Source organism: Bernardetia sp. ABR2-2B (genome assembly GCF_037126435.1).
Classification (GTDB): Bacteria; Bacteroidota; Bacteroidia; order Cytophagales; family Bernardetiaceae; genus Bernardetia.
Map to the genome: position 1 here is coordinate 3,629,364 of NZ_CP147020.1, position 26,843 is coordinate 3,656,206.

16 protein-coding genes are annotated in these 26,843 nt (G+C 32.5%); 10 read left to right on the forward strand and 6 right to left on the reverse strand.

Annotated features, from left to right (window positions below; genetic code table 11):
* Positions 1 to 326: 326 nt before the first annotated feature.
* On the forward strand, positions 327 to 2,570 hold the full coding sequence (katG, locus tag WAF17_RS15240; RefSeq protein ID WP_338761309.1) for a catalase/peroxidase HPI: 2,244 nt from the start codon (positions 327 to 329) through the stop codon (positions 2,568 to 2,570).
* A 76-nt stretch (positions 2,571 to 2,646) separates the two neighbouring features.
* Here katG and WAF17_RS15245 read toward each other — a convergent pair whose 3' ends face one another.
* Positions 2,647 to 3,666: an ADP-ribosylglycohydrolase family protein gene (locus WAF17_RS15245; protein WP_338761312.1), complete on the reverse strand. Its 1,020-nt coding sequence runs from the start codon at positions 3,664 to 3,666 to the stop codon at positions 2,647 to 2,649.
* Between the two features lie 283 nt (positions 3,667 to 3,949).
* Between WAF17_RS15245 and WAF17_RS15250 the strand changes: the two genes are divergently transcribed.
* From WAF17_RS15250 to WAF17_RS15260, 3 genes are all read left to right on the forward strand, one after another.
* Positions 3,950 to 6,223, forward strand: coding sequence for an aconitate hydratase (locus tag WAF17_RS15250; RefSeq protein WP_338761315.1), 2,274 nt, complete (start codon positions 3,950 to 3,952; stop codon positions 6,221 to 6,223).
* Positions 6,224 to 6,448: 225 nt separating this feature from the next.
* Positions 6,449 to 6,835, forward strand: a complete 387-nt coding sequence (locus WAF17_RS15255) for a GxxExxY protein (protein WP_338761318.1) — start codon at positions 6,449 to 6,451, stop codon at positions 6,833 to 6,835.
* Positions 6,836 to 6,999: 164 nt separating this feature from the next.
* Positions 7,000 to 8,478: a sodium:solute symporter gene (locus tag WAF17_RS15260; RefSeq protein WP_338761321.1), complete on the forward strand. Its 1,479-nt coding sequence runs from the start codon at positions 7,000 to 7,002 to the stop codon at positions 8,476 to 8,478.
* Between the two features lie 41 nt (positions 8,479 to 8,519).
* On the opposite strand, the gene cdaA is transcribed toward WAF17_RS15260, so the two are convergent.
* Positions 8,520 to 9,344, reverse strand: a complete 825-nt coding sequence (gene cdaA, locus WAF17_RS15265; protein WP_338761323.1) for a diadenylate cyclase CdaA — start codon at positions 9,342 to 9,344, stop codon at positions 8,520 to 8,522.
* 383 nt (positions 9,345 to 9,727) lie between these two features.
* Here cdaA and WAF17_RS15270 point away from each other — a divergent pair, with 383 nt between their 5' ends.
* The 5 genes from WAF17_RS15270 (at position 9,728) to WAF17_RS15290 (ending at position 21,079) form a co-directional block, all read left to right on the forward strand.
* Positions 9,728 to 13,660, forward strand: a complete 3,933-nt coding sequence (locus tag WAF17_RS15270; RefSeq protein ID WP_338761326.1) for a response regulator — start codon at positions 9,728 to 9,730, stop codon at positions 13,658 to 13,660.
* Between the two features lie 320 nt (positions 13,661 to 13,980).
* A complete protein-coding gene (locus WAF17_RS15275; protein ID WP_338761329.1) occupies positions 13,981 to 16,368 on the forward strand; it encodes a 7TM diverse intracellular signaling domain-containing protein in 2,388 nt (795 codons plus the stop codon).
* A 194-nt stretch (positions 16,369 to 16,562) separates the two neighbouring features.
* The gene (raiA, locus tag WAF17_RS15280; protein ID WP_338761331.1) at positions 16,563 to 16,862 is read left to right on the forward strand and encodes a ribosome-associated translation inhibitor RaiA; all 300 of its coding nucleotides are present in this window, start codon (positions 16,563 to 16,565) and stop codon (positions 16,860 to 16,862) included.
* A gap of 246 nt (positions 16,863 to 17,108) precedes the next feature.
* The gene (locus WAF17_RS15285; protein WP_338761333.1) at positions 17,109 to 17,927 is read left to right on the forward strand and encodes a hypothetical protein; all 819 of its coding nucleotides are present in this window, start codon (positions 17,109 to 17,111) and stop codon (positions 17,925 to 17,927) included.
* A gap of 116 nt (positions 17,928 to 18,043) precedes the next feature.
* Positions 18,044 to 21,079 (forward strand): AAA family ATPase, encoded by a 3,036-nt coding sequence (locus WAF17_RS15290; protein ID WP_338761335.1) that lies wholly within the window; start codon positions 18,044 to 18,046, stop codon positions 21,077 to 21,079.
* Positions 21,080 to 21,098: 19 nt separating this feature from the next.
* Here the strand turns inward: WAF17_RS15290 and WAF17_RS15295 are convergent, their stop codons facing one another.
* From WAF17_RS15295 to WAF17_RS15305, 3 genes are all read right to left on the reverse strand, one after another.
* Positions 21,099 to 21,932, reverse strand: coding sequence for a phytoene/squalene synthase family protein (locus WAF17_RS15295; protein WP_338770209.1), 834 nt, complete (start codon positions 21,930 to 21,932; stop codon positions 21,099 to 21,101).
* A gap of 219 nt (positions 21,933 to 22,151) precedes the next feature.
* Positions 22,152 to 22,664 (reverse strand): RNA polymerase sigma factor, encoded by a 513-nt coding sequence (locus WAF17_RS15300; RefSeq protein WP_338761337.1) that lies wholly within the window; start codon positions 22,662 to 22,664, stop codon positions 22,152 to 22,154.
* 515 nt (positions 22,665 to 23,179) lie between these two features.
* The gene (locus WAF17_RS15305; protein ID WP_338761339.1) at positions 23,180 to 23,422 is read right to left on the reverse strand and encodes a hypothetical protein; all 243 of its coding nucleotides are present in this window, start codon (positions 23,420 to 23,422) and stop codon (positions 23,180 to 23,182) included.
* A 307-nt stretch (positions 23,423 to 23,729) separates the two neighbouring features.
* Between WAF17_RS15305 and priA the strand changes: the two genes are divergently transcribed.
* A complete protein-coding gene (gene priA, locus WAF17_RS15310; protein ID WP_338761341.1) occupies positions 23,730 to 26,282 on the forward strand; it encodes a primosomal protein N' in 2,553 nt (850 codons plus the stop codon).
* Here the strand turns inward: priA and WAF17_RS15315 are convergent, their stop codons facing one another.
* Positions 26,283 to 26,834, reverse strand: a complete 552-nt coding sequence (locus tag WAF17_RS15315; protein WP_338761343.1) for a hypothetical protein — start codon at positions 26,832 to 26,834, stop codon at positions 26,283 to 26,285.
* Positions 26,835 to 26,843 lie beyond the last annotated feature (9 nt).

A 26,843-nucleotide genomic window follows, 5' to 3' on the forward strand; every position in this document is an offset into this window, starting at 1 on the left:
TGATTGTAAATATAGCAAATCTTTACTTGAAAGTTGAATAGTGTCTTATAAAAATACGTGGGAACAAAGAAAATACTTTCAATATAGACCAAGCAGGGTTTTGATTTTTATGTAGAACTAAAGTTATAGATTTTATCTATCAATATATAATTAATATCAGTTTGATTGATGACTTGTAAATCACAATATTTGTAAATTAATAAAAAGAAAAATACACTATTATTTTTTCAAGTGTGAAATTCTTTTCTTAAATTATTGATTAATAAAACATTAGTAATTTTTTCTATTTAAGAAAGCACAAATCACAAACTTAAACTCTCAATAAAATGGAACACAACACAAACGGAACATCTAATGGAAAAGGCAAAGTTTGGGACACCAACGAATCTAGCAAATGTCCATTTATACATGGAGGAGATGCAAAATTCGTAGCAGGGCAAGGAACATCAAACCTTGACTGGTGGCCAAATCTATTAAAAACAAATATTCTTCGTCAGAACTCCAGCTTATCCAATCCAATGGATAAAGGATTCAATTATACAGAAGAGTTTAAAAGTCTTGATTTGAAAGCACTAAAGAAAGACCTCTTTGAACTCATGACAAATTCACAAGATTGGTGGCCAGCCGATTATGGTCATTATGGACCGTTTTTTATTCGTATGGCTTGGCATAGCGCAGGTACATATCGTGTACAGGACGGACGTGGTGGTGGAGGTTCGGGAACGCAGCGTTTTGCTCCTCTGAATAGTTGGCCAGACAATACCAACCTTGATAAAGCTCGTCTATTACTTTGGCCCATCAAGAAAAAATATGGTAAAAAAATCTCTTGGGCAGACCTTATGATTTTGGCAGGAAACTGTGCTTTAGAATCAATGGGATTACAAACTTTTGGTTTTGCAGGTGGACGTGAAGATATTTGGGAGCCAGAGCAAGATATTTATTGGGGTTCGGAAGGAGAATGGTTAGGCGATAAGCGTTATTCAGGCGACAGAGAATTGGAAAATCCATTAGCAGCCGTTCAGATGGGACTTATTTATGTAAACCCAGAAGGACCAAATGGAAAACCAGACCCACTAGCATCAGCAAAAGATATTCGTGAGACTTTTGGAAGAATGGCAATGAATGACTACGAAACGGTTGCTTTGATTGCAGGTGGACATACATTCGGAAAAACACACGGAGCAGCTGACCCAAATAAATATGTAAGTGCCGAACCAGCAGGTGCAACTATCGAAGAGCAAGGAATGGGTTGGAAAAACACATTAAATACAGGGCATGGTATAAATACAATTACGAGTGGATTGGAAGGAGCTTGGACAAAAACACCAACAAAATGGAGCAATGATTATTTTGACCATTTATTCGGTTTTGAGTGGGAACTTACCAAAAGTCCAGCAGGAGCACACCAATGGAAACCTAAAAACGGAGGTGGAGAAGGAACAATTCCAGATGCTCACGATTCATCAAAAAGACACGCTCCTTTTATGCTTACAAGTGATTTGGCATTGCGTGTAGATCCAGATTACGAAAGAATTTCAAGACATTTTCATGAAAACCCAAAAGAATTTGCAGATGCTTTTGCTCGTGCTTGGTACAAACTAACTCACCGTGATATGGGGCCTGTTTCTCGTTATTTGGGAGAAGAAGTGCCGAGTGAAGAATTGATTTGGCAAGACCCAATTCCTGCTCGTAATTATGATTTGATTGATGCAAAAGATATTGATTCTTTAAAAGGAAAAATTCTTAATTCTGGTTTATCTATTTCTGAATTAGTTTCTACGGCGTGGGCTTCGGCTTCTACTTTCCGTGGTTCGGATAAGCGTGGAGGCGCAAATGGTGGTCGTCTTCGTCTTGCTCCTCAAAAAGATTGGGAAGTAAATAATCCAAAACAATTAGCTAAAGTATTGAACGCTTTGGAAGAAATCAAGAAAGGATTTGATAATGGAAATAAAAAGGTTTCTATCGCTGATTTGATTGTCTTGGGTGGTTGTGCTGCCATTGAAAAAGCTGCCAAAAATGCAGGAAATGATATTAAAGTTCCTTTTACAGCAGGAAGAACAGACGCAACAGCAGAACAAACCGATGTAGATTCTTTCAAATTTTTAGAGCCACAAGCAGATGGTTTCCGTAATTACTCAAAAGCTGAATATACTTTATCAGAAGAAGAAATGTTAATTGACAAAGCTCAACTCATGACACTTACTGCTCCTGAGCTGACTGTTTTGGTAGGTGGAATGCGTGTCTTGAATACGAACTTTGATGGTTCTTCGCACGGAATTTTTACAGAGAATAAAGAACAGCTAACCAACGATTTCTTTACTAACTTAATTGATTTTACAACTACTTGGAAAGCAATTTCTGACGACCAAAGAACTTTTGAAGGTACTGATAGAAGAACTGGAAAAGTAAAATGGACAGGTTCTCGTGTAGATTTGATTTTTGGTTCGAATTCAGAGCTTCGTGCTTTGGCAGAACTTTATGCCTGTGATGATGCAAAAGAAAAGTTTGTATACGATTTTGTCGCAGCGTGGGATAAAGTGATGAACTTAGATAGATTTGATTTGGCTTAGATTTTTAATTTATTTTTCTATATAAAAACAGCCTAATTTTAGTATTAGGCTGTTTTTTTTCATACTTAAAAATTAATCACTCATTCAAAACAAAAGAAATATAATCATTCAATTCATCTTGATATTCAATTCGCTGCACCCAATCACTAGGAAATGATGATAATCCATTTCTAGCTCCTACTAATGCACCTGTAATACAAGCAATAGAATCTGAATCTCCTTTTGTATTTACGGCTCTGATTAGTGCTTTTACAGAATCATTTGGATACAATAAAAAACACAATAAGCCAGTAGCCAAAGATTCTTCAGCAATCCAACCTTCTCCTGTATACTCACATGGGTCTGTTTCTTTATCATTTAGTTTTGCAGCCTTTTTGACTCGTTTCAATATTTCAATACACTGCTCCCAACCTCTGTTTATAAAATCTACCTCATTATAAATTCCTGCTCTTTCCCATATATTTTTGAGAAAATCATCATGATATACATTTTTTTGAGAATGACTGTATTCTATCAACACATCAATTAATTCTGTTGGTTCTATACCTTCTATGATTTTGATAATTGCGATGGCTGTTAATTCAGAAGCTACTAAAGCAGTAGGATGAGCGTGTGTTATGACAGATTGAAATTGCGACCATTTAGCAATTTGAGTATCTGTTATATTTTTATTTTTGAATTTCAATATCCCTAATGGGGTAACTCTCATATTTGCACCACAACCTTTTGAATCTTTTGCTGTGGCTTCTTCCCATTTCAGTCCTTTTTCTAAATTTTCACAAGATTTTAGACAAGTCATTCCAGGCGCACGATTATTTTCATCATCATTCAGCCACAAGATAAATTCATTTATGAGTTCTTTTTCAAAATTATCTCTTATCAAATTTTCTTCTTTATAAGATTTCATTATTGCTTTAGATACAGCTATTGCCATTTGAGTATCGTCAGTTACTTTTATTATATCGCCTATTGGTTCTGTGAGTCCATTATTTCCCCATTTTAGTTTTATTTCTTCCACATTCATAAACTCAGTTGGATAACCAAATCCATCTCCAATGGCTGAACCTATTAAACATCCTTTTATTTTATCTTTCATAATGGTTTCAAAAATTTAAGTTAAATTTTTCACACAAATTTATTCATTTTTCTTGAAGAACAATGAATAGAAAGAGATGAATCCTTTTTAGAATCATTCTAATTAATATCCATAAATTGATAATTTGCTTTCTTGTGCGTAATTTTCTAGTTTAATAAAAAGCACACACTCACAAACCTATTCTGACACTATTCTTTCTGTATTTCTAACTATTTTCTCAGATACGAGTTAGTTTAAGACATAAACCAAATAAAATTTTCACTTTTAATAAATACAAAAACAAATGGCTCTTTACGATTTAGATATGATGAAAAAAGTCTATGCGCAACTCAAAAGTCGTGTAGATAAAGCGAGAGAAGTAGTAGGTAAACCACTAACTTTATCCGAGAAAATTTTATACAACCACCTTTGGGATGGCGAAGCAAAAACAGCATTCAAAAGAGGAGAAGATTACGTAGATTTCGCACCAGACAGAATCGCTTGTCAAGATGCAACAGCACAAATGGCATTATTGCAGTTTATGCAAGCAGGAAAAAATCAAGTAGCAGTTCCAACAACAGTTCATTGCGACCACCTTATTCAAGCAAAAGAAGGAGCAGCAAAAGATTTAGCATTTGCCAACAAAACAAGTTCAGAAGTATTTGATTTTTTATCTTCTGTTTCTAACAAATACGGTATTGGGTTTTGGAAACCAGGGGCTGGTATTATTCACCAAGTAGTTTTAGAAAATTATGCTTTCCCTGGGGGAATGATGATTGGTACAGACTCTCATACCGTAAATGCTGGTGGACTAGGAATGGTTGCTATCGGTGTTGGTGGTGCTGATGCTGTGGATGTAATGGCAGGAATGCCTTGGGAATTGAAATTTCCAAAACTAATTGGAGTAAAATTGACTGGTAAATTATCGGGTTGGTCTGCACCAAAAGACGTTATTTTGAAAGTAGCTGGTATCCTTACTGTAAAAGGTGGAACAGGTGCTATCGTAGAATATTTCGGAGAAGGCGCAAAATCTATGTCTTGTACAGGAAAAGGAACTATCTGTAACATGGGTGCAGAAATTGGAGCGACAACTTCTACTTTTGGTTATGATGAATCAATGGAACGCTACTTACGTGCAACAGGTCGTGATGCAGTAGCAGATGCAGCCAATGAAGTAGCTGATTATTTGACAGGAGATGACGAAGTATATGCAAACCCAGAAAAATACTTTGATCAAGTTATTGAAATTAATTTAAGTGAATTAAAACCACATATCAATGGTCCTTTCTCTCCAGATTTAGCTTCAGAAGCTGGTTCTGATGTCAGAGAGAAAGCACAAGCAAACGATTGGCCTTTAGATGTAGAATGGGGACTTATTGGTTCTTGTACGAACTCTTCATACGAAGATTTATCAAGAGCAGCCTCTATTGCAAAACAAGCTGTCGATAAAGGAATTGAAGTAAAAGCTGACTTTGGAATTAACCCAGGTTCTGAGCAAGTACGTTATACGGCTGATAGAGATGGTTTATTAGGAATTTTTGAAGAACTAGGAGCTAAAATATTTACAAATGCTTGTGGTCCTTGTATTGGACAATGGGCTAGATATTCTGACCCTAAGAATGCACCAAAGAACTCTATTGTTCACTCATTCAATAGAAATTTTGCCAAACGTGCAGACGGAAACCCAAATACACACGCTTTCGTAACTTCTCCTGAACTCGTTGCAGCAATTGCTATTTCTGGTCGTTTGGACTTTAACCCAATGACAGATACTATCAAAAATAAAAAGGGCGAAGATGTTAAATTTGATGAACCAGTAGGAGATGAGCTTCCGTCAAAAGGATTTGATGTAGAAGATGCAGGTTTCCAAGCTCCAGTAGAAGATGGTTCTGGTGTTAATGTGGTAGTAGCTGATGATTCTGAAAGACTACAATTACTTACTCCTTTTGAGCCAATTGGTTCAGACATCAAAGATGCTAAGTTATTAATTAAAGCATTTGGAAAGTGTACAACTGACCACATTTCTATGGCTGGTCCTTGGTTGCGTTTCCGTGGACACTTAGATAATATTTCTAATAACTGTCTTATCGGTGCTGTAAATGCTTTTAACAAAGCAACTGACAATGTAAAAAATCAACTGACTGGCGAATATGGAGCTGTTCCTGCTACGGCAAGAGCATATAAAGCTGCTGGTGTTCCTTCTGTTGTTGTGGGTGATCATAACTACGGAGAAGGTTCTTCAAGAGAACACGCTGCCATGGAACCTCGTCATTTGGGAGTTGTGGCTGTAATTGTAAAATCTTTTGCTCGTATTCACGAAACAAACCTCAAGAAACAAGGTATGCTAGGTCTTACTTTTGATAACGAAGCAGATTATGATTTGATTCAAGAAGATGATTCATTTACATTTACAGATTTGAATGAGTTTGCTCCAAACAAACAACTTACTTTAGAAGTAACTCACAAAGACGGTTCTAAAGATACTATCAAATTGAACCATACATATAATGCAAGTCAGATTGCTTGGTACAATGAAGGTTCTGCATTGAACTTGATTAAGAAAGAAAATGCAGCTTAGTTTGTAAGCTATTCATTTTATAGAAATAAAAAAGCAAGTTCAGAAATGGACTTGCTTTTTTTTGAACTACTTAGCGAGTGATTTATATGATTCGTATGACTAAAGGCAAGATAAATACAATGAAATACTTATTTTTGTAAATTCTTGTAAACAATAGGTATTCGCCTTTATCCTGTAATTCATCATATAAATCATACAAAATCACTCGCTAATCAAGCCTAATTTATGCAAAACGAAAACTATCGACACAGCGAATTAACAGACAAAATTATAGGTGCATTTTATACTGTTTATAATAAACTAGGACATGGTTTTTTAGAAAATGTATATGAAAATGCTTTATCTATCGAACTCAAAAAAATAGGTTTAGATATACAAACTCAAGTTTCTATCAAAGTATATTATGATGAATATGAAGTAGGAAGTTATTTTGCTGATATACTTGTAAATGATACAGTTATTTTAGAGTTGAAAGCAGTAGAACACGTTTTACCTGCTCACGAAGCACAGTTACAAAATTATTTACAAGCTGTTCGACTAGATGTTGGTTTGCTATTAAATTTTGGAGTGCAACCAGTAGTAAAACGAAGAACAAGACGAGTAAAGGCATAAAAAACTTACCTTTATCCTGTATTCATCATATAAATCATACAAAATCACTCGCTAATCAAGTTCTAGTATTTTGTATTAGTAATTCAAAAAGCAATTTGTATTTATCTTGTCATTCATCCTATAAATCATATAAAATCACTCGCTAATCTTATACAGTATTTCCAATGTCTCCACTAACTACCCTTTTTGTCTTAATTGCTTATTTCGGAGTTTTATTTTTCATTTCTTGGCGTACTTCAAGAGGCGCAACTACCGAAACCTTTTTTACAGCTAATCGAAATGCTCCTTGGTATTTGGTTGCCTTTGGAATGATTGGTGCATCACTTTCAGGAGTTACTTTTATTTCTGTACCAGGAAAGGTAGGGGCAAATGCTTTTAGTTATATGCAAATTGTTTTTGGGTATCTTTTGGGATATTTAGTCATTGCTACGGTTTTATTGCCTCTCTATTACAAACACAATCTAACTTCTATTTATCAATATTTAAGTGGACGTTTTGGATTTTGGTCATATAAAACAGGAGCTAGTTTTTTCATTTTGTCTAGGATTATTGGTTCTGCTTTCCGTCTGTTTTTAGCTGCTGGAGTATTACAAATTTTTCTTTTTGAACCATTAGGGATTCCGTTTGAAATAGCTGTTTTGGTTACAATTATTTTGGTCTTGCTCTATACATTTCAAGGAGGAATAAAGACGATCGTTTGGACAGATACTCTGCAAACGCTTTTTATGCTTTTGGCTGTCGGAATTACGATTGTAATGATAGGAAATGAACTTGGACTAGATTCTATTTCAAAAATTTATACTTCAGTTTCGGAGAGTGAAATGAGTAAAACCTTCTTTTGGGACATCAATACGCCAGATAACTTTTATAAGCAGTTTTTCGCAGGTGCTTTTATAGCTATCACAATGACAGGATTAGACCAAGATATGATGCAAAAAAATCTTTCTTGCCGAACGTTAAAAGAATCTCAAAAAAACATATTTTGGTTTAGTATAGTCCTCGTTTTTGTCAATTTATTATTTCTTGCAATGGGTGCGCTATTGTATATGTACGCAAATACAAAAGGGATAGCTATTCCAGAAAAAACAGATATGCTTTACCCCATTATTGCCAAAAATCATCTACCAGCACTGGCAGGGATTCTATTTTTGATAGGTATTATTGCAGCAGCTTATTCTAGTGCAGATTCGGCTCTGACTGCACTCACTACTTCTTTTTGTGTGGATTTTTTAGGTTTTGAAGAATATAAAAATGCAATGACAGAAAAGGAGTACAACACAAAAGAAACAGAAAAAAAATCTACTCGCTTAAAAGTACAAGTTGGTTTTGCAGCTATTTTATTCTTTGTGATTTTGACTCTGCATTATATAAATGATAGGTCTGTCATTGATGGAATTTTTACAGCAGCAGGTTATACCTATGGTCCTTTACTGGGATTGTATGCCTTTGGAATGTTTACCAAAATTCAAATAAAAGATAATTTTACGCCATTTATTTGTGTAATTGCGCCTATTATTACGTTTTCTTTGGTTTCATTTATCAATACTTCGCCAGAAATTTTTGGAGGATATAAAATCGGTTTTGAAGCTATTTTACTCAATGGTGGATTTACTTTCTTAGGTCTTTTGTTGGCTAAGAGATAATTAAAAAGTAGTGCCAACTTTCATATAACTTTTAATCAAACTCAATTTGGCAAAGGCACATCATCAATTTCTTTCTTCTCAGCAGAAAGATATTCATTGAGCATTTGGCGTGTCTGTTGGGGAGAAAGGTTTTTAGTAATATCGCCATTTTTGACAATGGAAATTTGTCCTGTTTCTTCTGAAACTACCAGAATAAGCGTACTCGTTCCTTCACTCATTCCGATTGCAGCACGGTGACGCATCCCTAAAGAAGCAGGAATTTGTTCGTTTGTCGAAAGAGGAAGACGGCAACGCCCAGCCATTATACGACCTTTATAAAAAATAGCTGCTCCATCGTGTAACGGACTATTCTTAAAGAAAATAGAGGAAATAATTCGTTTCGAAATCTTAGCATCAATAATATCTCCTGTCGCTGCATATTTCTCCATATCATCAAAACGAGAAATTACGATAAGTGCGCCTGTGCTAGTACGAGCCATTTCTTTTGTCGAATCTACAATGGCATCAATATTCCAAATGATATTTGCTGTATCTTTTCCAAACAGACCATTCCAAAAATCAGAATTAAAGGCAGGTGCTTTTCCAATCAAAAGTAAGAAACGACGAAGTTCATCTTGAAATAAAACCACAGCAGCCACCACACCCACACCCATAAATTGCCCCAAAATAGAAGACAAAAGCTCCATTTCAGTAGCTTCTACAATGAGGTACAAAAAATAAAGCGACAAAAAACCAATAAACACACGAAGTGCAACCGTTCCCTTGACGAGTTTATAAAAGTTATAGATTAAGAGTCCAACCAGCAGAATATCGAAAATATCTACCCATTTTACTTCCAAAAAACCGATATTGAAGCAGAAAAACAAATTTTGATGAATTGTGAATGGTAAATGAATACACTTGAAAAATAGATATACGCCCTAAGCAAAAGTAAGATAAAATAACAAATAAACCATATGGTCAAAAAGGAATTACCTTATTTTGATGCTATTTTTTCAAAATAACACCAAAAATAGTAGTAGGTTTAAAGTCAGAAATTAACGAATAAAAACAGGTTATATTCGTAATTCGTAATTTTTAATTCGTAATTGTTTCTCAGAGTTAGTATTCGTCGAAAAAAAGATTTATTTTAGCTAAACAAGCAAGATATTTGAATCAAATTCTGTTAATTAAAGATTATCTAAAAAATAGGTAAAAATAAAAACAGACCTTCTTTCCGTCTTATTAAATATAAATGTCCATATAGTCTATGAAATGGTTGAATAGTTTATCAAGTAAAATAACGTTTAGTTTTCTCATTATTACAATTATGGTGGGAGTTATGTCTGCACTTACCTTAAAGTATGTAGAGGATTTGCGTGAGCGTTCAGAAGAAATTTCAGAAGTTCATTTTGAAGGATTGCGTTTACTGACTCATATTGCAGAAGCATATCCAATGACTTTAGTGAAGACTAGAGATGTTATCCTGTCTGACTCACTCCCTCAAAGAAAAACATATCGAATGGATATTGAAGAAGAGGAAGAGAAAATAAAAAATTGGACAGAGGAGCTAGGCAATAAAATGACCTCAGAAGAAGAAAAAGAATTATACACAAAATTTAAAGAATCATTAAAATCCTTCAAAGACCTACGCCGTGCTGCTTTGGTATATGCTATTGATGAGGGCGATTTGCAGCGTTCTAGTGCAATGATTTATGGAAACCTTGAGAATCAATCAAAAGAATTGAAATCAACGCTAGATAATTTAATAAAAACAAAAGAAGAGATTGCAAAAAAAGTGCAAACTGATAATAATAAAGTAGTACAAAAAACTTTTATTTATTTAGGTGTATTCGGAGGCATAGTGCTTTTGATTACTATTTTTATTCCGTTTTGGATAAAAGGACAAATTAGCCGTCCTATCGAAATTATGGAAGAAAAAGCAGCACAAGTAGCTCTAGGAGATTTGAATAATGTGGAGTTCAAACTTAGAGGAAGAAATGATGAAATAGGAAAATTAGGACGAAGTTTTAATGAAATCATAAAAAGTCTTGGTCAAATTGTAAACAAAGCAAATGCTATTTCAAAAGGAAATTATGATGTTCAACTCAACGTACGAGGAGAAAAAGATGAGCTAAGTATTGCGCTCAATGAAATGACACATTCTTTACGCAATCAATACTATTTAAAAGAAGGAGCGAGTAAACTAAATGCAATTCTTTCAGGTCATTTTACTTCAAAAGAAGTAGGACAGAAAAGTATTAGTTTCTTAGGTGAGTTCTTGCAAGTGGGTTGTGCAGTTCTTTATATTTATGATGAAGAAGACCGAAAATTAAAACTGTATAGTTCTTATGCTTTTACGGATAGAGATAGACTTTCACACGAATACCACTTAGGAGAAGGCGTAGTCGGACAGGTGGCCTATGAGAAAAAGCCGATTATGCTCAAAAGTATTCCTGATAATTCTCAAAATATAACAACAGGAACAATAAGTAAAAGCCCTTCTTCTACTTATACATTTCCTCTTCTGTATGAAAATGAACTTTGTGGTGTAATAGAACTTGCTAGTTTTGAGCCATTTACTGAACTCAAAAAACAACTAATTAGTAGTTCGGCAGAGCTTATTTCTTCGCATTTGTATTCTGCTTTACAGAGTGAGCGTATCAAAAACCTTTTCGAAGTGGCACAGGCAGCCAAACGAGAAGCACAATCAAAATCAAAAGAAATAGAAAAAGCAAATATTCTTTTGAAAGAAGAACAACTACACGTTCAGCAGCAGTCTGAAGAGCTACAACAGCAAAATGAAGAAATGCAGCAACAAGCAGAAGAGTTACAACAAACAAATGAAGAACTCCAACAACAACAAGAACAGTTAGAAGGACACCGAACAGAATTACAAATCAGAAACGAACAACTTACCGTTATTCAGACTGATTTGGAAGAAAAGGCAGAAGAGCTTGGAAGAGCAAGTAAATATAAATCAGAGTTTTTAGCAAATATGTCGCACGAACTCAGAACGCCTCTCAATTCCATTATTTTGCTTTCTGATATGCTTCGTCGAAACTCATCTAAGAACTTGTCAGAAAAAGAAGTTCAGAAATGTAGTATTGTTTATCAATCAGGTAATGATTTACTTAATCTTATCAATGATATTCTTGATATTTCAAAAATTGAGGCTGGAAAAATGAGTGTCAATATTTATCACTTCCATACAAGCGAACTACTTTCTCATCTCAAACCTTTATTTGATGAACTTGCAAGACAGAAAAAATTAGATTTTGTTGTTGATGACCAATTAGGAATTGAGTTATTTAATGATAGAGATAAAATTAGTCAAGTCTTAAAAAACTTCTTGTCTAATGCCTTTAAGTTTACCAAAAAGGGAAGTGTAACGATTCGTGTTTCTAAAAGTAATCATGAAAAACTACCTGTCAAGATTTCTGTTATTGATTCTGGTATTGGTATTCCTAGTAATAAACAAAAAGTTATTTTTGAAGCTTTCCAACAAGTAGATGGTTCGGTATCAAGAGAATTTGGTGGAACGGGTTTAGGGCTTTCTATTGCTCGTGAGCTTACCAATATGCTTGGTGGAGAAGTACATTTGAGTTCTGAACATGGAAAAGGAAGCGAGTTTTATATGCTTCTTCCCATCGAAAATCATATTGGAGAAGAAGATGCCAAAAAACGCAAACTAGATGTTGTCTATGACAAGAAAAAAAGAATAGAACTTCGCTCAAATGCTGATGATGTAGCACAAGTAAAGGAACAAGCTGCATTAAGAAAATACAAACGAGTAGCGCAACTTGCCGTAGAAGACGACAGAGAAAAAGTCAATCAAGGCGATGATATTATTCTGATTGTAGAAGATAACGTAGATTATGCCAATAGTTTGGTCGAAATTAGTCGTGGATTAGGTTTCAAAAGTGTCATTGCAGTTTCTGGAAAAGAGTTTTGGCAAGATGTAGAATACTTCAATCCATTGGGAGTTCTCTTGGATTTGGGATTGCCAGATATTACGGGGGCAGAGCTTTTAGAGCAAATCAAAACTAAACCAAAATACCGTCATATTCCAATAACAATTGTTTCAGCTAGAGATAAAAACATTGAACTTTTGGAAAAAGGAGCAGTAGGTTATCTCCAAAAACCGATTGAAGCAAAGGCTGTTCGTGATGAAGTATTGCGCCTTACTGGAATTTCTCACAAATCAACAAAGCAAATGCTCATTGTGGAAGACGACGAGTTTCAACAAAATTATTTGTTAGAACTCTTTGATAAAGAAGGGGTTGTTTGTAAAGGTGTTATGACAGAAGCTGCTGCAATACAGGAGTTAGAAACAGGAAATTATGACATCGTAATTGCTGATTTGAAGCTAGAACAAGGAACGGGAATGGGACTTTGTAGATTCATAAAAGAACATAATCTCAATATTCCAGTAATTATTTATACAGGAAAAGACTTGACAGCTTCCGAAAAAGAGGAAATGCGTCTCTATTCAGTAAGCGTAATCATAAAACATCCACAAGCTTATACACAACTTTTGGAGAAAGCAAAAATGTTTTTACATCAAGTAAATGAAAAAAATCCAACAAAAGGGTCAGTAAAGGAGGCTGCAAAAAAGGAAGAGGTAGCAACTGATTTAATAAATAAAGTTGAAAGTAAAGCCAAAGATGCAGAGCCTGAAACGACATCTACCTTTGCAGAAAGAGATAATAGCAACGATCATTTTAATAATGGAGACACATCAGAAGATTTTGATTCTATTGTCAATAAAAGTTTGGAGTCTTATTTGGCAGATGAAGCTGAAGAGGAAAATAGCAACGACCTTAGAGGAAAACGTATTCTAATTGTTGATGATGATGTCAGAAATGTTTTTGTAATGACTTCTGCTTTAGAAAATCATGATGCCGATATTGTAGAGGCTTTCAATGGAAAAGAAGCATTAGAAGCACTAGAAGATGAACCTGTTGATTTAGTTTTGATGGATATTATGATGCCAATTATGAATGGCTTCGAAACTATCGAAAATATAAGAAAGCAAGAAAAATGGAAAGACTTGCCTATCATTGCCGTAACTGCAAAAGCTCTTGATGAAGATAGAAGAAAATGTCTTGAAATGGGTGCAAATGATTATATGACCAAACCAGTAGATTATACTATCTTAATGAAGAAGATAAAACAACATCTCAACAAACAGAAAGCTTAAAATATATTTCGTATTACTTTTAGAATGCAGAGATTGAATGAAATCTCTGCATTTATTTTATGGATGAAGCTTTTTAAGGATAATACAGTTTTGTTTATTTTATTTAGGTGTAAAATGCCATTAATTCCATTTTTTGTTAAACAAAATTAATAAATCAACTAAAAGCAGAGTATTTTCGTATAAAATTTCAACAAAATCAATAACTCTTTATAAATAGTTTAGCAAATTTTTTATATTGACACTAATTTAGTAGATTTTACTGAAAAAATATTTTAATATTTTTTATTGTAAAGTCTAAAAATGCCCCTTTAATATAAAAAATGTATAAAATTATTATTTTTTTGTATTTATCTTTACTTATTACATCTTCCTTTGGACAAGATAATGTAATAACAATGAAGCGTTCGACAGATTTATTCAAGGTAGGAAAACAAGTCTATTTTTTAGAAGATAAAACAGGAGAGTTATCTCTCAAACAAATTCAAAAAGCAGATAAAGAAGGTAAGTTCAAACTCTATCATAAAGATATTTTTACTCATAAAGCTACAAATAGTGCTTTTTGGTTCAAGTTCCAAACAAAGAACGAATCAGAAACAGATAGTTGGTTGGCAATAAACACTACTTTTTTATGGGAAATTGATTTTTATACTCCCAAAGATTCCTTACAAAATAATTATCAAGTCGTACAAACAGGTGTATTAAGACCTCTTCAAAACAAACCTTACCCTACCACAAAGTTTTGGATTCCTCTTCAAAAAGTAACAAATAAACAAGCTCAAACATTTTATTTTCGTATTCATACAGGACAAACTATTGAAGTGCCTTTAGTCATAGGTTCTTTGCAGTCTTTATCACAAGAAAAAACTATATCTGATTATTTGACAGCAGGTTTTGTAGGTGCTTTACTAATTATGTTTTTATATAATAGTTTTTTAGGAATAGCTACACGAAAACATATTTACGCTTATTATATTATTTATCTTTTTGGAGTTTGTCTTGCTGCTACATTTATAAATGGTTATCCTTTTTGGGTAGATATCTTTGATTCTTTCAGTATCAGGCATTGGATATATACACATACTATCTCTTGGATTGCCCCTATTCAGATTTCGGTAGGTTTAATTACTATAAATTATTTAGGACTTCGTCAAAAGCACAAATCTTTTTATTATTTTATAGTTATTGTCTTGATATTAATTTTTATGTGGGGTATTCTCAATTTATTTATTCCCACTTACAAAATACAGTTCTTACATCAGGTTTTATTGCTCTCAAATACTATCATTACTTTATCTATTTCGTATTGGCTTACTTTTAAAGGGAAAAAACAAGCTCTTTTTTATGTTGTTGGATGGACATGTATGTTTGCCTCCATTGTCGTTTATCTTTGCACCATAAATGGTTGGTTAGAGTACACTATTTATACACGGAACATCATCTATTTTGGAATATTACTGGAGATTTGGTTTTTTTCGTTGGCTTTGAGTGAGCATATTAGTAACTTGAGAAAAGAAAATAAAAAGGTGGTTCAGAATTTACTTATTAAGGCTGAAAAAGAAATTGAGATGAGAAGTCAAATTATTGACAATCAAAAGCAATTAGACCAAGCCAATACAAATAGTTTGAAGTTAGAAATAGCTAATCAAGAACGAATGATTTTGAGAAGTATAATTGATAATCTGCCTATTTTCGTAGCGATGATAGATAAAGATGGAAATTATATCATTGCTAATAAAATGTATGAAGATAACTTTTTCTTGCCTGTTTCACATATAGAAGGAAGTCATTATACAAAGGTGTTGCCAAACAAACTTACTAAAATACACAATGGTTATATCAATAAAGCCATAGCAGGAAATATAGTAGAGTTTACAGATCCTATGAAACTCCCAAGTGGAAAAATGACATACTCGTACGGTAAATATTTTCCTGTTTTTGATGAAGATAAAAGCCTAAAATATGTAACCGTTTTTGTAACTGATGTAAGCGATTTAAAGTATAAAGAATTAGAATTACAAAAACTCAACGATACAAAAGATAAGCTCTTTTCTATTATTTCACACGATTTGCGTAGTCCATTTGCACAGTTGAAAGGAGTTTTAGATTTGTTTGAAAAAGGTGGGATTTCGGAAGCTGAATTAAAATATTTTCTTCCCGAAATTACTAAAAATGTAAATTATACCTCTGATTTATTAAATAACTTAGTTTATTGGGCAAAAAGCCAAATGAGTGGACTTCATGCTGACCCAGAAGACTTTGATATTTACAAACTTATAGCAAACAAAGAAAATTTATTTGCCAAAGAGATAACAGCTAAAGATTTGACTTTTATGAATAATGTTCAGCAAAATACATTTGTGTATGCTGATAAAAATATGACAGATTTAGTGATAAGGAATTTGGTCGCCAATGCAATAAAATTTTGTAAAAAATCAGATACTATTTTAGTAAAATCTGAAGAAACTTCAAATGATTTTCTAATTGTACGAGTAGTAGATACAGGGATTGGAATCTCTCCAAAAAATAAAAAGAAGATATTTAATGAGGAAAATTTTACGACCTTAGGAACACACAAAGAAAAAGGAACAGGAATCGGGCTCAAACTCTGCAAAGAATTTATTGAAGGAAATGGAGGCAAAATTTGGATTGATAGCGAAGAAGGAAAAGGGACAATATTTTCATTCTCATTGCCTACAAAAGCCAAGTAGAAGAAGCCAAAAACCCTACTAGAAATACTAAACTTTATCTCTCCAGACTTGTTTTTATTCCACTATTTATGTAGATTGAAATTAGAAATAAATACAAATTCAACCAAAAGTTTAAGATAGTTACTGTTATTTTTTAAATCAATCTGCAAAAAAAAGCATACCATTTCATTTTTTTAACCTTAACCTCAATTTTTATGAAATTAGAAATGAATTATGTCGATAATGACACAAGTGAAACATTAAGTGATTTTATACAAACAAAAGTAGATAAATTAGAAACTTTCTACGACGGAATTATTAATGGAGAAGTTTATATTCGTACTGAAAAAGGAGACCCAAAGAAAGAAAAAGTAGTAGAGATTCGTTTGAATGTACCTGGTACAAGCCTTTTTGCTAAAGAAGGAGGAGAAACCTTTGAATCTGCTACTGATGAAACGGTAGAAGCATTACGCCGTCAGATTAAAAAATTTAAAGAAAAATCAAGTTCCTACTAACTAAAAAATAGTTCTCTTATTTCAAAACCTTTCAGAATAAATACTTTAATTATTCTGAAAGGTTTTTATATTTATTGAAAATATATACACAGAAGTTGTTTAAGAATACTCATTTTTCCTTAGAACTGGGTTTGCAAATCCAGTTCTAAGGAAAAATAACACAGCCTTTGTTGGTGTTTTAGCGTAGCGACACCAACAAATATATCTACACAGCCCATTTTTAAACAACTTCACAATTAATTTATGATGAAAAAGCCAATAAACTATTATATTCACTCTCTTATTTTCTGTTTTTTACTCATAGGTTGTTCTGATTCTGAAAATGAAAGAGCAGTTATGTGGAAATTTCAAAATTTTGATAAACTGACGTATAATTTTACCCAAAAAATGGAAATCAGTCCAATGGGAGGAATTTTCTCTGCCTTCGGAATTACTAACGAAGCGACTGGAAAATTGACTATCACACCCACTTCAGATGAAAAAGCAGATGTTGCTTTAGAAAATTTGGATATGGGTGAAATAGGAGATGCTCTGCTACAAAACATGACAACAGATAATCAAAAAGTTACTGAAATGTCTATAAAAGGTTTGAAAAGTGATGGTACAATAGAAGGTAAAATTAGCGAGGCAATGAAACTATTTTATACAGGTGTTCTACCTATTCCTACCAAAAATTTGAAGGTAGGAGAAATGCTCAAAGTAAAAATAAAAATGCCAATTCCATCTTCTGATAAAAAAATAGTAATGAAAGGCTTTCAAACCTTAAAACTCAAGTCTATAAAACAAAACCTATATATATTACAAAGCGATATTTTGATGGATGAATACGAAAATCCAGATTTAGAAAAGCAAATAGAAAAAGAAGACAGACCTCAAATAAAAGGAGAAGGAATGTACACTTTTGATATAGAAAAAGGATGTTTTACAGAAGCAAAGGTAGAGCTCAAAATGAAAATGAAACTAGATGGTTTGGAGCAAGAAAATAGTCCAATAAAAATGGATTTCAGCAATATGAAAATGAACTTCACTTCGACTATTAATCTTGATTTAGAAAAAGTTGAATAGTATTCTCCCATTAAAATAAGTAACTAGGTTAGTTAAAGGTTTGCCTTTGCTTTGCAAAAAACTAATTTCCATTCCCTAATTCTGACCTCTAAAATCTAACTTCTAAATTTATCGCTATGTTTCCAATCTCATTATCTATAAACGGTCTTTATTCTTATAAAAAAAAGCATGTCATCAAGTTTGATGTTCTTTCAGAAGCTGGTATTTTCGGTATTTTTGGAAAGGTAGGAAGTGGTAAATCTAGTATTTTGGAAGCCATTACTTTTGCTGTTTTTGGGCGAACAGACAAGCTAAATATTAGTGGCGATAACAGGTACTACAACATGATGAATTTGGATTCTGATGTTGTAGAAATAAGCTTTGAGTTTTTGGCAGGGAAAGAGAAAGAGCATTTTGTGTGTGAGTTTATAGCCAAACGAAATTCTAAAAAGTTTGATACAGTTACCAATTATAATCGAAGAGCAGCTAAAAAAGTAGGAAATGACTGGCAAACCATCGAATTTGAAGAAGTAGAAAAAGCAATTGGACTTTCGTATGATAATTTTAAAAGAACGGTTATTATTCCACAAGGGCAGTTTGCTGAGTTTTTACAGCTAAAACCTGCTGCTAGAATTGATATGATAAAAGATATTTTTTCTCTTCATGAATATGATTTGGCAGATAATACACGTAGTTTGAAAAAAGAGACCGAGAAGCAAATTGAGATAATTGAAAATATAATTTCGCATCAATTTGAATATTTGACAGAGGATTTTATCAAAAATAAAAAAATAGAAGCAGAAAATTTAACAGAATTAATTACAGAACAAGAAAAACAAATCAATCGGAAAAATGAACAGAAAAATCAATTAGAAATCATCAAAACTATTTTTGAAGAAAAAAATAAAAAGCAAATTCAACTTCAAAAACTTCAATCACAAGAAGAAACTATGAAGAGTAGAGAGGATAATCTAAATGAATTTATTCTAATAAAAAATGAGTTTGAGCAAGATTTGAACGACCAAAAAAGAATAGCTGCAAATTTGAACTCTATCAAAGAAAAGCAAAAAGAAACAGAAAAAAAGTATCAAGAAGCTCAAAGGAACTATGACAAAACGCTAGAGGTAAAGAAAGAAATTACTGCTCAAAAGGAAGAAAATATCAAAAAAATAGAGCAAATTGAACCTATCAATCAGCTTATTAAGTTAAAGGAATCAGAAGTTCAATACAACAAAATAGCTGCAAGAATAGAAAAAGGAATAGGAGTGATTTCTGAAAGTCAGGAAAAAGCACAAATCAAGAAAACAGAGTTTACAAAACTTAAAAATTCTATTTCAGAGCTTAAAGGACAAATTATTGATACGCAGAATCTGCAAAATGCCTTCATTTGGTTGGATAAAAATGAAACACTATCAAAAAATCAATCTGAAATAAACATTGAAATACAAAGTAAAAAAATAGAAATTGAAAAACTAGAAGTAGAAAAAATAGCTTTTGAAGCCAAAAAATTGCAACTTTCTGAAAAAGAACTAATTCAAAATATAGAAAGAGTAAGTCAAGAAATTGAAACATTGACGATGCAAAAAGGACTTCATCAAGCTGTTCATGCATTGGAAGACGGACAGCCGTGTCTTGTTTGTGGTTCGGAAATTCACCCAAATATTTTGGATGTAGAAAACATTGAAAGCAATCTAAAATCACTCAAAAAACAGAAAAAAGAAAATGAGCAAAATCTAAAAATACTTCAAAGTGAAGAAAGAGAGTTGGCTCGTTTTATAGAAAAAATTACAGACAAGAAGCAAAGTTTGAATAAACTTCTTGAAAAACAATCAATAATAAAGACTGAACTGGAAACGCATCAAAAATTATTTTTAGCGAATGAAAAACAATGGAAAAATTTATCTAAAAATGAAATATTAAAAATTCAGGAAGAGCAAAAATCCGTTCAAACAAAAATAAAAAAAACAGAAACTGATTTATCAAAAACAGAACAAGAGATAGAAAGTCTAAATCAAGAAATTGAAAGATATAAAACGGGTTTGGAAAATCTAAAGCAAGAACATGCCTCACAAAAAGGACAGATAAAAGAGCTAGAAAGAAACGCTGAAAAAGTAAATCAACTTTATAGAGATGCTTCTATTCCAAAACTAGAAAAAATAAGTATAGAAATAAAGCGAATTTCAGAAGAAACAGAACAAGAGTTTCTAAAAAATCAAGAAAAGGAAAAGCAGTTTTTTTATCAAAAAAGTGAATTAGAAGGAACACTAAAATCTATTCTCTCTCAAGTTGAGATATTAAATGGAGAGCTAAAAAGCAATCAAGAACAGGTTTTGAATAAAATACAAAAGTTAGAAAAAAAACTCTCACAGCATGATATTCAAAATATTCTCAATCAAAAATTAAATACAGATAACGAGCGAAAAGAAATAACAACTTTTTTTACAAATCTAAAAACTACTTTAGAAGAGTACCAAAAACTAGAAAAGCAAACAGAAGGAAAGCACTATCAAAACGATTCTTTTGAGAAACTCCTAAATGAAATAAAAGAACTCACAACAAAACAAAAACAAGATAATTCGCAGCAAACTATTATCAATCAAGACATCAAAAAAGCAGAAAAAGATACGTTAGAAAAAGCAGAAAAAGAGAAATCATTATCCAAACTTTTGCAACGACAAGACAACCTACAAACACTGACTAAGCTTTTTAAAGGAGGAAGTGGTGGTTTTGTTGATTTTGCTTCAACAGAATATCTGCGTAATTTATGTAGCTTGGCAAATGTTCGCTTTAGGGAACTGACACATCATTCTTTGGAACTTATCTTGAATGAAACGAATGAATTTGAAGTACGTGATTTTTTGAGTGAAGGCAAAACAAGGACTATCAAAACGCTTTCTGGAGGGCAACTTTTTCAAGCTTCTTTATGTGTTGCTTTGGCACTTTCGGAGAGTATGCGAAAACAACAAGAGTTCTTTTTTATTGATGAGGGTTTTGGTTCTTTAGATAATGATTCGCTTCAAATTGTACTTAATACACTTCAAAGTTTGCAAAAAGAAAATAAGGTAGTCGGAATTATTTCACATGTGGAAAGTCTGCAACAAGAAATCAGAACACATCTTCATATTCAAAAAAATCAAACAGAGGGAAGTAGTATAAAACTGGTAGCTGGGTAGTTACGCTCTAGTTATACTATTATAAATAGTTTAGGCGATGTTTTACATAACTTTCTACGAGTAAAAACATCTTTCTGCTATCAGGAACACGTATTCTTTCTGAAAGAATAGTTTGAGCTGATGACTGTTTTATTTTATTAAATAATTTCAAATAATATACATAAGCTAAATAAACACCCATTCTTGAAGGTTTGGGAAGGCGTAAAATAGCTTCATAAGCTGCATCAAAATCTTTCTGAATATCGTTTTCTATTTCAAGTTTTGCACTGGCATTGAATTGAGAATAATCAACTTCAGGAAAATAAACTCTTCCACGCTCATCAAAATCACTTTTCATATCTCTCAAAAAATTTACCTTCTGAAAGGCTGCTCCAAGACTTCTTGCTCCTGCCTTTAAGCTATCATAAAGTTCACTATCATTCTCACAAAAAACACGTAAACACATCAAACCCACTACTTCGGCAGAACCATAAATATATTCATTGTATTTGCTATCTGTATATTCTTTTTTATCTAAATCCATTTTCATACTATTCAAAAAGGCTTCTATAAGTTCTTTTTCAATAGAATACCGTTCAACAGCAAGTTGGAAGGAATGAATGACAGGGTTGGTACTAATTTTCTCTTCAATGGCACGATACGTATCTTCTCTAAAACGAGAAAGCAAACTTTCTCTATCTTTATCATGAAAAGTATCTACAATTTCATCAGCATAACGCACATATCCATAAATAGCATAAATAGGAAAATGAAGCTTTTTGTGAAGCGTTTGGATTCCAAGTGTAAAAGAAGTGCTATAATGTTGAGTAATTAGTTTACTACACTTCAAAGCAGTTGTGTTATAAAGAGCCATAGAATCTGAAATAGTATCAGTTCCTTTCGAAGTAGAAGTTGTGGAAGGTGTAAGAGTATTCATTGAGAACTTTATAAGATTTTCTATTATTAATAACAGAACGAAGTAAGAAGGGTAATAAGTATGTTCTTTTCTCAAAATAGAAAAACGCACACTTTTGTTTGAAAAAAATGTACGTTTTTTTGAAATTTTTATATAAAATTCAGATTCTAAACTAAATTAGTTTTTTGAAGCATAAACTTTCAAATTTCCTTTCAGTTCTTTACGTGCAATATGAATTCTGTTCTTGACTGTTCCTATCGGAATTTCTAAACGCTCTGCAATTTCGTAATATTTGAAACCTCTAAAGTGCATCATAAATGGCACTTTATACGCATCGTCTAATTTGTCAATTTCACGAACTACATCTTGCATCATAAAATCTCCATATGCACCATTTGCAGCGACATGATTAGAAGAGTTAAGGAAGTGTAGATTTTCGGTAGTATCAATAAATGTATTACGACGCACCAAACGCTGATAATTCGTAATAAAAGTATTTTTCATTATGGTATATAACCACGCCTTTAGGTTTGTTCCTTCCGTAAATTTCTCACGGTTAGAAAAGGCTTTTAATATAGTTTCTTGGAGCAAATCGTTTGCTTCATCAGAATCTTTAGTTAGCTTTAATGCGAAAGGACGCAAAGAGTAAGCTATTTTTTGTAGTGCAAATCCAAATTCGAAGGCTGTCATAGGTAAAAAAATTTTGAAGTTTGGAGGTATTTATTTTTGTTTAATACAAAGTTAGTGTTTCTTAAACACTTTTCCAATTTTTTGTGTAATTATTTAGTTAAAAAAGTTAAACAATTGATTGTTTGTACAATTACTCTTTTAAAATGCTTTCTATATAATCTAAAGATAGCGTTTTTTTTAACAAATCCAAATCTTATAAAATTATTAGTAATTGAAATTTTGATTAACTAAATGACCAAAATATAAAAATTGAAGAGAAATAGATAGAAAATTGAAGTCTGTAGAAAACAAAAAATAAGATTAAAAAATGAAGTTTAATAGTTTCTAAAAAACTCATAATGAAACTAAAAAAGACTATGAAAAAGTGGTCTTTTCAAATATCACTTAGTTATACTAACGCAACTTAACCTTAAAGGTTACATATATCTATCAAAAAATAAAAATGTTTGAATTATTTTATTTTTTTTTGGAAAAAATGCTTCTAATTCTATTTTTGCTCATAGAACAAACATTAACTATTTTCTTTCTATCTCTACTACAATTCCTCCAAAACGAGCTGCTTTTGCAATACATTTTCGTTTGCTGACATAACAAATATTGCTATGATACTCTTCTCTTCCATCTGCGTCAGCATAAAAGGCAATATAACCATCTGATATTGTTCTGTTATAAAATTTCAGATAGCGTCCGTGTCCGTCTGTTGCACGTCCTATACATTTTTTACAGATTTCATTTGGATAACTAGCGTTATTAAACATAGAGCTTTGACAAATTGGACACAAGGTCATTTCCATAAAGAGATAGTAAATTAAATTTTTTGTTTAAAGTAAAAGTTAAAAATACTGATTTTTATTTACCTATATTAAACAAATGAGTGTTTTTTTCCAAAAAATGAAGTGAAATCTGAATATATTTTTGTTTGAGGTTAATTCAAACGCTATTTTTTTCAAAAAAATGACGAACTTTATACCATTATTCTTGTGAAAATTACTATTTATAGTTGTATCAACAATTATTTTTTCGGCTTATTTTTAACTTTTGTATAACTTTTAATTTAGACTCAATTTGTCGCTTTTTCAATCCTTTTCTGACTCTTCAGATGCTATTTCTACTGAAAGAAAGACTCTTTTCGCAGAAGTAATTATTCCTGTTCCCTTAAAAACGACTTTTACATATCGTATTCCCTTTGAGTTAAATGATTTTATTCAAAGTGGTGTTCGTGTAGTTGTTCCTTTTGGTAGAAAACGAGTTTTGACAGGTATTGTAAAGACAGTTACTGAGAAAGCTCCAAAAGGATATTCAGCAAAATATATTTTAGAGCTTTTAGATGAAGAGCCATTAATCACACAAACTCAACTTTGGTTTTGGTCGTGGATTGCATCTTATTATATGTGTTCGGTCGGTGAGGTAATGAATGCTACTTTGCCTTCTGGATTGAAATTAAGCAGTACAAGTAGGTTGCAATTACACCCAGACTGGAAAAATAAAATCAATGTAAGTGAAGAGGAAAAGCTAAATATTGCTAGACTTTATGATTTGTCAGAAGAAGAAATAAAATTGATAGAGCTACTGGAAATAGAAAGTTCACTAACTTACGAACAAGCAGGAGAAAAACTAGATTTACAAGATATTTATCAAATTATAAAAAAACTTATACAAAAACGAATCGTAATTATTTTTGAGGAATTAAAAGAAAAATATATTCCATTAAAAGAAAAGCAAATCAGAATTGCTGAAAAGTATGCTACACAAGAAGGAGTTGCAGAGGCTTTCACAAAGACAACAAGAAGTGCAAGACAGGAAGAACTTTTATTGACTTATCTCTCCAAAAATCCAATAAAAGACTACCCAAAAAGTATTTCGAAAAAGGAATTATTAGGAGAAAATTTGTCGCCAAGTTCATTAAAAACACTTATAAAAAATGGTATTTTTGAAGAATTTGAAAAGACACTCTCTCGTTTTGAGTTTGAAGAATGGACACAAACAGAATCTTCAATCAATCTAACTTCCACGCAAGAAAAAGCTGTAAATCAAATCTTTGAGCATTTTCAAACTAAATCGACTGTTCTTTTACATGGTGTTACTGGAAGTGGAAAAACAGAAATGTATGTCAGTTTGATAGAACAAGTGCTGCAAAGTGGGAGTCAGGTCTTGATGCTTTTGCCAGAGATTGCACTTACTAGTCAAATTGTAGTTCGTTTGAAACGAATTTTTGGAAATGCTGTTGGTGTGTATCATTCTCGTTTTTCGGATAACGAACGTGTAGAGGTTTGGAAAGGTGTTTTGAATGGAGATATTAATTTTGTAATTGGTGTTCGCTCATCTGTTTTTTTGCCTTTTGAGCATTTGGGTTTGATTATCGTAGATGAAGAACACGACCCTTCTTATAAGCAATATGACCCTGCTCCACGTTATCATGCTCGTGATGCTGCACTCGTTTTGGCTCACAAACATAACGCAAAAGTCGTTTTGGGTTCGGCTACTCCATCTGTTGAAAGCTATTATTTAGCCAAACAAAAACAGTATGGTTTAGTGGAAGTCTTGCAGCGTTTTGGAGAGGCTACTTTACCAGAGATTCAATTAGTAGATTTGAGAGAATCCAAAAAGCGAAAAGAACTCAAAGAACAGTTTACATTAGAGCTTTTTGAACAAATGAAAACAGCTTTGGAGAAAGAAGAACAGGTTTTGCTTTTTCAAAATAGACGTGGTTATGCTCCTTATTTATCTTGTGAAGTATGCGAATGGATTCCAGAATGTCAAAACTGTTCAGTTAGTCTTACCTATCATCAAAGAGCGCAGGAATTGCGTTGTCATTATTGTGGCTTTTCTACAAAAATTCCTCAAACCTGTTCGGCTTGTAGTTCTACAAAAGTTTATCCGATAGGCTTCGGAACGCAGAAGTTAGAAGAAGATTTGCAAGTGATGTTACCCGAAAGTAGGATTGCAAGAATGGATAGAGATACGACAAGAACAAAAACAGGGTATGAAAAAATTATTGATGCCTTTGAAAAGCACGAAGTCGATATTTTAGTAGGAACACAAATGATAACTAAAGGACTAGACTTTGAAAAAGTAAATCTTGTAGGTGTTTTTGATGCTGACAGAATTTTGTTTTTTCCAGATTTTCGTTCATCAGAGCGTTTTATGCAGCTAGTTATGCAAGTGAGTGGACGTGCAGGGCGTAGAAGTGGAAATGGAAGAGTTGTCATTCAGACCAATTCGCCATCACATCCTCTTTTTGCTATCATTTCTTTACATGATTATCAAACCTTTTATAATCAAGAAATTGTAGAGCGTGAGCAGTATAGTTATCCTCCTTTTGCACGACTTATAAAGCTGATGGTTAGGCATGAAGAGCGAGATATGGCACAAAAAGCAGCTTTTATTTTATCCAAAAAATTACAAGCCAAACTTAGTGCAGGGCGTGTTTTAGGTCCCGAAGCTCCAATTATTGAAAGAATAAGAAATAAATTTCAACAAGCTATTTTGATAAAATTAGAGCGTAATCAGTTTGATTTAGTAAAAACAAAAGAGTTTATTCAATCTCAAATAGATGAGCTTTATAAAGATAAGTCGTTTAAGAAAATGCAGGTGGTGGTTGATGTGGATTTTGTTTGATTATTCATAAGAATAAGTTTTGAGATAAATCTTATACTTCTTTCCATCCAAATTTAGAAAAGACTCTGAATCACACTCAATCCAATTTTTTATTTCCTTAGAAACAGGGTCTTCAATAAAACCATAATTTACCATTCTTTCCGAAGAGATAGGCAAATACAAATGACTAGTTTTGCCTTGAATAGATAAACAATATATATTTGAGGTTGTGGTCATTACTTTTGGATATTTATCATGACTTGCTAATATATCCCCTTGATAAGTAAGACTAAAACGATAAACTTCTAAACCCATAACTGTATCAGCAGCTTCTAATAGCATTTTTGTTTCTTTTTGGATGATATCACGTATAGAATTATCTTTAGAATCAGAATAGTCCCTTATCTTTAAAGAAACAATCTCCAAAGCTCTCACTAATTCGTCGTGCTGATGTATTTTTGTTTGTACTTGTTTTGGAAGTGCCTCTACTTTATTATCATATTTCAAACCACAAGAAGTCATTCCAAATAGCATAAATATCAAAAAGTAATAGTTTATTTTCGTCAGTTTCATATAATTAAT